We start from the raw sequence: 11,366 nt of genomic DNA, 5'->3' as shown, positions 1-11,366 counted from the left end.
CCGACAACAAGACTTTAATTTAGATCAGGAGATAGCCCATGGCTCGTTTCTTCCGTCGTCGTAAATTCTGCCGTTTCACTGCAGAAGGCGTACAAGAGATTGATTACAAAGACGTAGCAACTCTTAAAAACTACATCACTGAAGCTGGTAAAATCGTACCTAGCCGTATCACTGGTACAAGCGCTAAATATCAGCGTCAGCTAGCGCGCGCTATCAAGCGTTCACGCTACCTAGCTCTACTGCCATACACTGATAAGCATCAGTAATCGGCACCGTTTATTTAGATAGAGGAATTAAACAATGCAAGTTATTCTACTTGATAAAATCGGTAACCTAGGTGGTCTTGGCGATACAGTTAACGTTAAATCTGGTTACGCTCGTAACTTCCTTATCCCACAAGGTAAGGCAGTAATGGCTACTAAAGGTAACGTTGAAATGTTCGAAGCTCGTCGCGCTGAACTAGAAGCTAAAGTTGCTGAGCAACTAACTGCTGCTGAAGCTCGTGCTGAGAAAGTTAACGCTCTAGAAGCTGTTGTTATCGCTTCTAAAGCTGGTGACGAAGGCAAACTATTCGGTTCTATCGGTACTCGCGACATCGCTGATGCAATCACTGCAGCTGGCGTTCTCTGAAGTTTTCGCTGCTATCAACCTACAAGTTGTTGCTGCTGAGTAATCTCAGTCAGAAGAACAATGAAAAACACCAGCTTCGGCTGGTGTTTTTTTTTACAATTTTTATAAGGTTAGAAGCTGAACAGCAGGTTGACGGTGAAAATAGAGTCGCGCTTGCTTAGAGTAGGGCTAGGGACTTTACTGTGGTATTGGCTGTCATAAGATAGCTTTAACGCGATGGTTTCAGTAATGGCGTTGGTGACATTTAATTCTGTATCAAAACGGGTGTTACTTTTACCAGATGTAGCGGTTAGCTTGGTACCGACGGTGAGAGTATCCAAAGGCTTCCAAATCAAATTGATGTTGCCTCGAATAATAGCTTCTTTAACCACGTTCTTAAAAATAATGTCTTTATCGTCTATCTCATCAAGATTAGGTTCTTGATAACGAAAACCCGGACCGACTTCGACTTCAAACAGGAAATTGTCTCGATTGGCGAGCTGATAACCTAAACCACCTGAAACGGTATGATCTTCATAATATGAGCTATAAAGTGAAGAGAAGCCGTTATAGTTTCCGTACAAATACGCTTTAGGGCCTAACTTGTAGTCAGTTTGCAATAAATAGTTCTGCTGATTTTTATCTTCATCACCGTCTTTATAGAGTTGGTAATATTTCCATTCCCCACTGGTACGATGGCGTCCCTCGGTATATTCCGCAGCAACACGCGCATTAAGTGATTGAGAGTCGGTATTGCCTGAGTGTGCTTGATAGCCAAATTCCACTTCGGATTGAAGTGGTGAGGGCGGCGAGTCTTCCGTGTCGCTTGGCGGGAGAAATTCTTCAGCATAGATCGCAGGCGAAGCAAGCAATACTAGACCAAAAAGTACCTTCTTTGACACAAAAACCTCTCGGAGCGGATACGGGGTTCGGGATTATATGTGTGGCATATTCGACCATCGTCAGCAATAGGTCAAATTTTGAAGGAGTAATCCTCGTTTTAGTCGCGTTTTCTTTGCTTTAGCCCACACTTAGTTGAGTATATAATGTCTGGTCATAATGTGTTATCGAGTAGAGTCATGGCGGATATCCGAAATCAAAAAGTAAAAGATGCTCAAGTGGAATCAGTGAAGGTCCCTCCTCATTCATTGGAAGCGGAGCAGTCTGTACTGGGTGGTCTGTTGTTAGACAATCAACGATGGGATACCGTTGCCGAGAAGGTGATCAGCAGTGATTTCTATAGTCGTCCTCACCGTCTAATCTTTGAAGGCATTCAAGCTCTGTTAGAAGAGAGCAAGCCGCTTGACTTGATTACCTTATCTGAATTCCTTGAACTGCGAGAGCAGTTGGACGATGTTGGTGGGTTTGCCTACCTTGCCGATCTAGCGAAAAACACCCCAAGTGCAGCAAACATCAATGCTTATGCGGATATTGTTGCTGAGCGTGCTCTGGTACGAAATCTAATTGGTGTGGCTAACGAGATCGCTGATGCGGGTTATGACCCACAAGGTCGCTCCTCAGAAGATCTGCTTGATATGGCTGAGAGTAAGGTCTTTAAAATCGCGGAAGAAAGAACCAGCGAGAATGAAGGCCCTCAAAATGTCGATAACATACTTGAAAAAACACTAGAACGAATCGAAATCCTGTATAAAACGCCACAAGATGGTGTAACAGGGGTGACTACGGGCTTTAATGACTTAAATAAGAAAACGGCTGGCCTTCAAGGTTCGGATCTTATCATTGTCGCAGCACGTCCATCGATGGGTAAGACGACATTTGCGATGAACTTATGTGAAAATGCGGCGATGTCGGATGATAAGCCAGTACTTATCTTCTCCTTGGAGATGCCTGCCGAACAGATCATGATGCGTATGTTGGCGTCGCTGTCTCGTGTTGACCAAACTAAGATCCGTACTGGTCAATTAGATGATGAGGATTGGGCGAAGATTTCAACGACCATGGGCATGCTCATGGAGAAAAAGAATATGTACATTGATGACAGTTCTGGTTTGACCCCAACCGAGGTGCGTTCTCGTGCTCGACGCATTGCTCGGGAACACGGTGGCCTTAGCCTTATCATGGTGGACTACCTTCAGTTGATGCGCGTACCGTCACTCTCTGATAACCGTACCCTTGAGATCGCTGAGATTTCACGCTCACTTAAAGCATTGGCGAAGGAGTTGAATGTTCCTGTTGTTGCTTTGTCGCAGCTTAACCGTTCCTTGGAGCAGCGTGCCGATAAACGTCCAGTTAACTCAGACCTTCGTGAATCGGGCTCTATTGAGCAGGATGCCGACTTAATTATGTTCATTTATCGTGATGAGGTTTATCACCCTGACAGTGCATTAAAAGGGATTGCAGAAATCATTATCGGTAAGCAGCGTAACGGTCCTATCGGTTCGGTTCGCTTAACCTTCCAAGGTCAATATTCTCGCTTTGATAACTACGCAGGTCCTGCGTTTGACGAAGAGTAGTAGGGCAGACGTATGAGTTATATGAAAGCAGCGACAGCGCACATTAATTTGGATGCGCTGGCGCACAATCTAGCATGCATTAAACAGAAAGCGCCGAATAGCAAAGTCATGGCGGTAGTCAAAGCTAATGGTTATGGTCATGGTTTGAGACACATTGCTAAAAATGCCACGGGTGCGGATGCATTTGGTGTAGCTCGCATCGAAGAGGCGCTGCAGCTAAGAGCAAGCGGTGTGGTGAAACCCATATTACTGCTTGAGGGTTTCTACTCACCCAATGATCTCCCTGTGTTGGTGACCAATAATATTCAAACGGTGGTGCATTGTTATGAACAGCTCGATGCACTAGAGCAGGCAGAGCTAGAAACTCCGGTCGTTGTTTGGCTTAAAGTGGATAGCGGCATGCACCGTCTAGGCGTTCGAGAAGAACAATACCAAGAGTTCGTCGAGCGTTTACATCGCTGTGATAACGTGGCTAAGCCGCTACGTTATATGAGCCATTTCGGTTGTGCCGATGAGCTTGATAACACCATGACTCAACAGCAAATCGAACTATTTCTGTCACTAACAGAAGGCTGTAATGGGGAGCGTTCTATGGCTGCCTCTGCTGGCCTACTTGAGTGGCAGCAAAGTCGCTTAGATTGGGTGCGTCCAGGTATCATTATGTATGGAGTGTCTCCTTTTGGAGATAAGACCGCAGCCGATATGGGCTTTAAGCCAGTTATGACTTTAAAGTCTCACTTGATTGCTGTGCGCGATGTAAAGAAAGGCGAAAGTGTGGGTTATGGGGCGACTTGGACTAGTCAAAGGGACACCAAAGTAGGGGTGATTGCGATTGGTTATGGTGATGGCTATCCTCGAACAGCACCCAATGGTACACCAGTACTAGTTAATGGTCGTAAAGTCCCAATAGCCGGTCGAGTATCGATGGATATGCTTACTGTTGACTTGGGTCCTGATGCCCTAGATCAAGTGGGCGATGAAGCCATCTTATGGGGGGAAGCGCTCCCATCTGAAGAAGTCGCCGAGCACATTGGTACTATTGCTTATGAGCTGGTGACTAAGCTCACTTCCCGCGTTGAAATGAGCTATAGCAGTACGAAGTGACGTCGGTCTCTATTCGATACCGAACTTCAATACCGAGCCCAAGCATTGGACCGAACCCTAGTACTGTCATCCCTGCGCAGGCAGGGACCTACCCTCAGCTGTCTTCAAACCAACCTTGTCTGCCTCGTCACAACAGGCAGGCAAGGTGTAAACCATCAAAGGCATCGCAAGGGTTTTTACCTCAAATCTGCCCTTGCAACGTTGCAATAATTCGTCGCTCCCCACCAAAGTCTCGATGTTCACCTAAGTAAATGCCCTGCCATGTCCCCAAAGCTAACTGTCCTTGGCTAATTGGAATGGTCACGCTCGCTCCAAGAAGAGAGCTCTTAATATGAGCAGGCATGTCGTCGCTGCCTTCGTACGTATGTTTGTAATAAGGTGCATTCTCTGGGACATAGCGATTGAAGTGACTTTCCATATCACTACGTACCGTCGGATCCGCGTTTTCATTCAACGTTAAACTAGCCGAAGTATGTTGAATAAAGAGATGTAGTAAACCTACAGAGTAGTCTTTTAACTGTGGCAGTTGTTGTTCAATTTCATCAGTAATCAGATGAAAACCGCGCGCCTTAGCGCTGAGGTACAATGTCTTTTGTTGCCACATAATCACTCCTATGTATTATAGTGCTGCTTAATGGTAGGGTGTTTACCTATTTTGTTTATATTGTGAACCGTTACGTGACCTAACTCAAGGTGAGTGCAATGGCTCTGGTTCATAATTACGCCTGAAAAATTATTACGAAAACAAAGTCTACACTTTGTAAACCACAGACAAGTTTGTAACGTCTAGTGAACCTAAAAAGGCACTGGGCTGTATTTAGAATATACTGTTTATTATTCGCTAAACTGGGGGTTCCTTTTCCTTGGGGGGATTGGGAATAAAACCGACTAAAAATTGGGATAGAGACCATGTTGAAAAACATCAATCCAACGCAAACTGAAGCTTGGAAAGCACTGACTGCGCATTTCGAATCTGCGCAAGATATGGACTTAGCAGAGTTATTTGCACAAGACGCTGACCGTTTTGGCAAATTCTCTACGCGCTTCGGCTCTGACATTCTTGTTGATTACTCTAAGAACCTAATCAACGATGAAACAATGAAGAACCTATTTGCTCTAGCGAACGAGACTGAGCTTAAAGGCGCAATCAAAGCCATGTTTGCTGGTGACACAATCAACCAAACAGAAGGTCGTTCTGTTCTTCACGTTGCACTACGTAACCGCAGCAACACGCCAATCATGGTTAACGGCGAAGACGTTATGCCAGCGGTAAACGCAGTATTAGAGAAGATGAAAGGTTTCTCTGAGCGCATTATTTCTGGTGATTGGAAAGGTTACACAGGTAAAGCGATCACTGACGTAGTAAACATCGGTATCGGTGGTTCTGACCTTGGTCCTTACATGGTGACTGAAGCGCTAGCGCCTTACACGAACCATCTGAACATGCACTTTGTGTCAAACGTAGATGGTACACATATCGCTGAAACTCTTAAGAAAGTAAATCCAGAAACAACGCTATTCTTGGTTGCTTCTAAGACATTTACTACTCAAGAAACGATGACTAACGCGCACTCTGCTCGCGATTGGTTCCTAGCTTCGGCTCAAGATGACGCTCACGTGGCTAAGCACTTTGCGGCGCTATCGACTAACGCAACTGCCGTTTCTGAGTTTGGTATCGATACTGACAACATGTTCGAATTCTGGGATTGGGTCGGCGGTCGTTACTCACTTTGGTCTGCAATCGGTCTATCTATCGTTCTAGCTGTAGGCTTCGACAATTTCGTTGAGCTTCTTGCTGGTGCTCATGAGATGGATAAGCACTTTGCTGAAACTGATCTAGAAAGCAACATTCCAGTACTACTTGCACTTATCGGTATTTGGTACAACAACTTCCACGGTGCTGAATCTGAAGCGATTCTGCCTTACGACCAATACATGCACCGTTTTGCTGCATACTTCCAGCAAGGCAACATGGAGTCTAACGGTAAGTTCACTGACCGCAATGGTGAAGCCGTTGATTACCAAACTGGTCCTATTATTTGGGGTGAGCCAGGCACAAATGGCCAACACGCGTTCTATCAGCTAATTCACCAAGGTACTAAGCTGATCCCATGTGATTTCATCGCGCCTGCTATCTCTCACAACCAAGTGAGTGATCATCACCAGAAACTAATGTCTAACTTCTTTGCTCAAACTGAAGCACTTGCATTCGGTAAGTCTAAAGAGACGGTTGAAGCTGAGTTTGCAAAAGCAGGTAAGACAGCGGAAGAAGTCAAAGATCTTGTACCATTTAAGATTTTTGAAGGTAACCGTCCAACGAACTCAATCCTAGTGAAGCAGATCACACCTCGTACTCTAGGTAACCTAATCGCGATGTACGAGCACAAGATCTTCACTCAAGGTATTATTTGGAACATCTTCAGCTTTGACCAATGGGGTGTAGAACTTGGTAAGCAACTGGCTAACCAAATCCTACCTGAACTAGCTGACGACAGTGAAGTCACTTCTCACGACAGCTCGACTAATGGTCTAATCAACGCGTTTAAAGCATACAAAGCTTAACTTTTGTCTGCTTAGCCGTTTGTAATAAAAAAGGTGCCTTTCGGCACCTTTTTTATATTCGTCGCTATTTATTTTGCTTTAGGTAAGACAACTACCTTGGTCTTCGCCCAAATATCATGAAACCCTCGCTTTTGAGGGTCGATAGGGACTGACAAGTTTGCCAAACCAAACGCGGATGTAGCGATACGGATTAGCGCTTGAGTCACGGTAATACGTCCACCATCTAAGTTTTGAAGCTCAATCTTCCAAGCTCGCATTCCCAATGTTTGTCCGGCGCGAGTCCAGAAGAACACAAGGAAGTAAATCCACGCGAACGCTAGGTAAGCGGTGTAAACAGGACTCCAAAAGGGATGGCTGCCGAGAAAGTCACTGGCATCGGCATACGGTGCATAGCTCATTAGCCCTGCCGCGACCAACGCTTCCATGATTGCCACAACAACGCCACCGGCCATCATCACAACCGCAAGTATAATTAAGCTGTCATAAAACAGCGCCCCAAGTCGTCTGAAAAAGCCCGCTGGTGGAAGAGATTGAGTTTCCATTGAATACATCATTTAATAACCAAAACTGGCCACAGGATAGCGATTCTATCGACGTGAAGAAAGCCTCTTTGCCCGAATAGCATCACATTGTGGCGAAAATATCAGCAAACAATAGAATATTCAGCGTTTTGTTGTTGCACGCAACGAGAGCTTACGTATAATGCCAAACATCAAAGGACATCAGTCCAAGATGCCGGTGTGGTGAAATTGGTATACACGACGGATTCAAAATCCGTTGCCTTCGGGCGTGGCGGTTCAAGTCCGCCCACCGGTACCATATTAGAAAGGTCGCTTATTTAAGCGGCCTTTCGTCGTTTTGCGAGATGTAAACCTTGTGATACGTCCAACACGTTGCGGCAAGATGACTCATATCCAGCAGCCTATTCTTTTCGAACTCTTACCAACTATTGACGATAGATCTCGTTTATAAGCGTTGATACTGTTCCAATCTCAAAGGTCACTTTTTCTCTGTTTGTTTATGACCAGTCGAAGCGCTAGAATCTAGGTAACAGATAGGAGAATTACTGTGAGTGCAAAATTTACCCATATTGCTTGGCAACAAACTGACATCACAGCTAGTGAGAAGTTAGTACTATTAAAGTTAGCGGATATTTCCGGCAATGATGGGAATGTGGCTTTTGCACTGTCAGATGTTGCTAAAGAGTGCTTACTTGGAGAGTTTGGGCTAGCAGATGTGCTTACTACGCTTGCTAATAAGGGGCTGTTGACCAAAGGTCAGGTTGAATCTACCCCCCAAGGGCAAAGGCACCACTTTACTTTGGCGAGTTCTGAACCAAATCGATTGCCAGTGATTGAAACCTCAAGTGCCGCGCCTGTTGTCCGTCAGCCATCTCGCGTTACGACGATGCAAGAATCGAGTGCTCCAGGTTGGGCAGTACCCTCCTTTGATCTCTATAAAGTACCGCCGAACAGTAGAGACAGCGTATGGCAAAACTTTGTACGTGAACATGGGACGAACACCACGAACATCACTCGTTTGGCGCGTCAGCTAGAAGATTGGCTAGAATACTCGAAACGCTCGGGAAGTTTACAAGCGGTGATTGGCGAGCAGCAACCCAATTATCGTAAGGATAAAAGTAGTGGGTTTTCTTCTAGTAAGAAAGAGTCGCAGCCTGCCACCAACAGCCAATATTTATCAACTCATGATCTCAATGAGTTTGAAATACCAGACTGGGCGTCGCAGACGATCGCTTTTTCTCGACTTGAGATTGATCCTAACTTGTTCTGGGAAAAGTTTGTGGTTTACTACAAAACCCGAGCAAATGAGTACACTAATGTTACTCAAATGCTTAATAAACTTCGATTGTGGATTGTTAACGAGAAACAAGCGGAAGATCGACGTAAGCAAGCAGAAGAAAGACGTCGCCAATCTTACCAAACATCAAATAAGTCTGGTGATGTGAGTCCTTCAGAAGAGTTTCGTGAGTACTTGCGAGGACAAGGTAAGAATCCGAACTTTTAAGACTCGCAGTATGCACACTTTACATAGGTAATAGAAATGAGTAACAGCAATAAGCCAAAAAACGTTGATTTTGGCACAATGGAAAAGAAACTCAGAGAAATGGGGGTCAATGGTAGCCTTGAGCACTTAAAGGCTTCTAATGCTGTTACTCCAAAAGTTGATAAGGGTCGCCGTGAGCCGCAGTCGACTCAAGTCTCGACGACAACTTCGTCATCGTCTCAGTCTTTAAGCATCAACGAGATCGAACAAGGACGTCAACCTAGTGACTGGTGTAACTATATATTCGGTACATTACTGAGTATTTATGAGTCGACGTGGATTAAGTCTTACGGACGACGCCCAACAGGACGTTTTCTCGATTTTGCAGATAGCTTGACGGAAGCGGAGTTAATGCGTGTCATGCAGCATTGCCGAGAGAGACTTCAAGCTGGCGAAAAATGGCCACCCATTATGGGTGAATTGACATTGCTCAAGACTCAGCTTACAGAATCAGAGTCTTTGGAAGCTTTGAATCGTGTTGTTAATAAAGAGCCCAATAATCAACTTGAAAAGTGGATTATGCAAAACAAAGGCTATGAGCTTCGTCGATTGCCACAATCTCTGATTGTCCGTCGCTTTAAAGAGTTTTATCGTGAGGCGATGAGCTTGCAAGAGAAGGGCAAGTTAGTGACAGAAGTGCCAAAAGGCCTTGCTCAGCACTCTGTGAAAAACCTCGTTGATCTCAAGCGAGAAGAGTTTGAGCAGCAACATGGTAAATCGCTAGATCCTAGAATTGCGGCTATTCTTAGTAATCGCGAAAAAGAGCAAGAGTAGCGTCCCCTCAATAGAAAAGGCGCTAGTTTACAAATTTATTATTTGGTCACACTTTAATAATAATTAGATGAATTAGCGCACGAAGTTCTTTAAACTCGCTGAGTGTTTTACAGTCAGTTGCAGTTGGATTGTGGCAAGTATCAAGATTTCAGTGGACCGAATTCAGCCTGGGCTTCATGTCCGGCTTCCCCTCAAATGGAATGACCACCCGTTTCTATTTAATGTTTTTAAGATTAAATCAGAAGAGCAGGTACATATTATTAAGCAGTTAGGGGTGAAGTACGTCCACGTTAACCCTGATTTAAGTGATGTATTACCGCTCCCTATTCAACAAGCCTCTCAAGAACCTAATGCTTATGTTCAAGCAAGCTCGGATCTACTCTGGGAAGAAAAGCAAAGGCGTATAGAACAACTAAGCGCTTATCGAAGAAGAGTTTCTCGTTGCGAAAAAGAGTTTGATCGCTCTTTGGCTCGAATTAGAAATGTCATGGCCAAACTCAGAAGTCGGCCAGAACAAGCGACGAAAGAAGCACGTTTGTTAGTAGATGATATTGTCGATACTCTCTTATCTGAAGATGAAGTGACCTTGCATTTAATGGGCAGTAAAAGTGAATTTGAAGACATCTACTTTCACAGTTTAAATGTTTCGGTGCTGTCTATGATGATTGCTAAAGCAAGGGGATTAGAGGCCGAGGAGATCAAACTAGTAGCGCTTTCTGCACTATTTCATGATATTGGTAAAGTGAAGATTCCACCGGCAATTTTGAGAAAAACTACGCCGCTCACGGAGCCAGAAGCTAACTACCTAAAACTTCACACCAAGTATGGTAGCAACATCGCTGGTATGATGGATACACTGCCTCAAGAAGTCATTACCGTCATCGAACAACATCACGAGTTGTTGGATGGCAGTGGCTATCCGTTGGGTCTCAAAGGCGATGAAATTGATGCGTTCGCACAAATAATCTCTGTTGCCAATGCGTTTGATAACCTATGTCATCACCAAATACCGAGTGAGAAAAAGATTCCTTTTACCGCCTTGTCTTATCTATATAAGCATACAAAGGCGTTGTATAACCAAGAAAACCTAAACATTCTTATTAAGTATATGGGGGTGTATCCTCCTGGTACGGTAGTCAAACTCTCTAATGAGATGGTCGGTCTCGTCGTTTCTATTAATAGTGGTAATTTACTGTGCCCGAATGTACTCATCTACGATCCTACCGTACCTAAACTGCAAGCTCCCATCATTCCACTTGAAGAGAAGGAGCTGAAAGTGGAGTCAGTGATTCACCCTGATAGGCTGCCAGAAGAGATTCGGGAATACTTAAACCCACGAGCTCGAATATCTTACTACTTTGAAGACAATAACGCTCATTAGTTACTATAGAATTCGTACGTGTAACTGACATCTGAGGCTTTACCAAGATGCAATATGGGGTAAGTTAAAGGATTAATGAGTGAAAAACGTTCTGTTTTAGCCATTATTGGTCAATAAAGTTACAAATGACCTATTTTTAAAGATTTTCTTTAAAAAACGCTTGCCAATGTGATCCGGATCTCTATAATGCGTCCTCACTGACACGGCAGAGCCCACAAGGGTTCAAGGCAAGAGTCAGTAAGGCATTCAGCCGACAAGATGGTCTTCTAGTTAAATTTGAAAAAATCAAAAATAATTAGAAAAAAGTGTTTGACACTGAGAATCATCTCGCTAGAATAGCCGCCTCTTCAAACGGAAAGCGAAACGCAGAGTTCTGAAGAGAATGTTCTTTAACAATA

The 11,366-nt window shown here is 44.4% G+C and carries 10 protein-coding genes, 1 tRNA gene and 1 pseudogene; 9 read left to right on the top strand and 3 right to left on the bottom strand.

What is annotated here, in order from left to right:
- Positions 1-38 precede the first annotated feature (38 nt).
- Together rpsR and rplI are read left to right on the top strand one after the other, a co-directional pair.
- The gene (rpsR, locus tag L2W36_RS26905) at positions 39-266 is read left to right on the top strand and encodes a 30S ribosomal protein S18 (protein WP_000090472.1); all 228 of its coding nucleotides are present in this window, start codon (positions 39-41) and stop codon (positions 264-266) included.
- 34 nt (positions 267-300) lie between these two features.
- Positions 301-673 (top strand): annotated as a pseudogene (rplI, locus tag L2W36_RS26900) (50S ribosomal protein L9).
- A 67-nt stretch (positions 674-740) separates the two neighbouring features.
- Here the strand turns inward: rplI and L2W36_RS26895 are convergent.
- The gene (locus tag L2W36_RS26895; RefSeq protein ID WP_062463012.1) at positions 741-1,511 is read right to left on the bottom strand and encodes a DUF481 domain-containing protein; all 771 of its coding nucleotides are present in this window, start codon (positions 1,509-1,511) and stop codon (positions 741-743) included.
- A 177-nt stretch (positions 1,512-1,688) separates the two neighbouring features.
- Between L2W36_RS26895 and L2W36_RS26890 the strand changes: the two genes are divergently transcribed.
- Positions 1,689-3,083, top strand: a complete 1,395-nt coding sequence (locus L2W36_RS26890; RefSeq protein ID WP_006075652.1) for a replicative DNA helicase — start codon at positions 1,689-1,691, stop codon at positions 3,081-3,083.
- 21 nt (positions 3,084-3,104) lie between these two features.
- Positions 3,105-4,187: an alanine racemase gene (gene alr, locus L2W36_RS26885; protein WP_236112025.1), complete on the top strand. Its 1,083-nt coding sequence runs from the start codon at positions 3,105-3,107 to the stop codon at positions 4,185-4,187.
- A 181-nt stretch (positions 4,188-4,368) separates the two neighbouring features.
- Here alr and L2W36_RS26880 read toward each other — a convergent pair whose 3' ends face one another.
- The gene (locus tag L2W36_RS26880; RefSeq protein WP_031493579.1) at positions 4,369-4,791 is read right to left on the bottom strand and encodes a secondary thiamine-phosphate synthase enzyme YjbQ; all 423 of its coding nucleotides are present in this window, start codon (positions 4,789-4,791) and stop codon (positions 4,369-4,371) included.
- A 305-nt stretch (positions 4,792-5,096) separates the two neighbouring features.
- Here L2W36_RS26880 and pgi point away from each other — a divergent pair, with 305 nt between their 5' ends.
- Positions 5,097-6,749, top strand: a complete 1,653-nt coding sequence (gene pgi, locus L2W36_RS26875; protein ID WP_062463009.1) for a glucose-6-phosphate isomerase — start codon at positions 5,097-5,099, stop codon at positions 6,747-6,749.
- A gap of 68 nt (positions 6,750-6,817) precedes the next feature.
- On the opposite strand, the gene L2W36_RS26870 is transcribed toward pgi, so the two are convergent.
- Positions 6,818-7,291 carry an RDD family protein gene (locus tag L2W36_RS26870; RefSeq protein ID WP_006074938.1) on the bottom strand — a complete coding sequence of 158 codons (474 nt, stop codon included), beginning with the start codon at positions 7,289-7,291 and terminating at the stop codon, positions 6,818-6,820.
- A gap of 192 nt (positions 7,292-7,483) precedes the next feature.
- Here L2W36_RS26870 and L2W36_RS26865 point away from each other — a divergent pair.
- The 4 genes from L2W36_RS26865 (at position 7,484) to L2W36_RS26850 (ending at position 10,968) form a co-directional block, all read left to right on the top strand.
- Positions 7,484-7,568, top strand: a tRNA-Leu gene (locus L2W36_RS26865).
- Between the two features lie 249 nt (positions 7,569-7,817).
- Positions 7,818-8,774: a hypothetical protein gene (locus tag L2W36_RS26860; RefSeq protein WP_236112024.1), complete on the top strand. Its 957-nt coding sequence runs from the start codon at positions 7,818-7,820 to the stop codon at positions 8,772-8,774.
- A gap of 36 nt (positions 8,775-8,810) precedes the next feature.
- Positions 8,811-9,587: a hypothetical protein gene (locus L2W36_RS26855; protein ID WP_236112023.1), complete on the top strand. Its 777-nt coding sequence runs from the start codon at positions 8,811-8,813 to the stop codon at positions 9,585-9,587.
- A gap of 130 nt (positions 9,588-9,717) precedes the next feature.
- Positions 9,718-10,968: an HD-GYP domain-containing protein gene (locus L2W36_RS26850; protein ID WP_124940348.1), complete on the top strand. Its 1,251-nt coding sequence runs from the start codon at positions 9,718-9,720 to the stop codon at positions 10,966-10,968.
- The last annotated feature ends 398 nt before the right edge of the window (positions 10,969-11,366 follow it).

The sequence above is a fragment of the Vibrio sp. McD22-P3 genome, assembly GCF_021568915.1.
Lineage (GTDB): Bacteria > Pseudomonadota > Gammaproteobacteria > Enterobacterales > Vibrionaceae > Vibrio > Vibrio mediterranei.
The sequence above is the reverse complement of the archived record's forward strand: the minus strand, read 5'-3'. Positions and strand labels throughout refer to the sequence as shown.

What these genes read in the sequence shown, in the direction of transcription:
- L2W36_RS26880 (WP_031493579.1), bottom strand. Translation starts at nt 4,791, where the DNA reads ATGTGGCAACAAAAGACATTGTACCTCAGCGCTAAGGCGCGCGGTTTT.
- rpsR (WP_000090472.1), top strand. Translation starts at nt 39, where the DNA reads ATGGCTCGTTTCTTCCGTCGTCGTAAATTCTGCCGTTTCACTGCAGAA.
- L2W36_RS26855 (WP_236112023.1), top strand. Translation starts at nt 8,811, where the DNA reads ATGAGTAACAGCAATAAGCCAAAAAACGTTGATTTTGGCACAATGGAA.
- pgi (WP_062463009.1), top strand. Translation starts at nt 5,097, where the DNA reads ATGTTGAAAAACATCAATCCAACGCAAACTGAAGCTTGGAAAGCACTG.
- L2W36_RS26870 (WP_006074938.1), bottom strand. Translation starts at nt 7,291, where the DNA reads ATGGAAACTCAATCTCTTCCACCAGCGGGCTTTTTCAGACGACTTGGG.
- L2W36_RS26890 (WP_006075652.1), top strand. Translation starts at nt 1,689, where the DNA reads ATGGCGGATATCCGAAATCAAAAAGTAAAAGATGCTCAAGTGGAATCA.
- alr (WP_236112025.1), top strand. Translation starts at nt 3,105, where the DNA reads ATGAAAGCAGCGACAGCGCACATTAATTTGGATGCGCTGGCGCACAAT.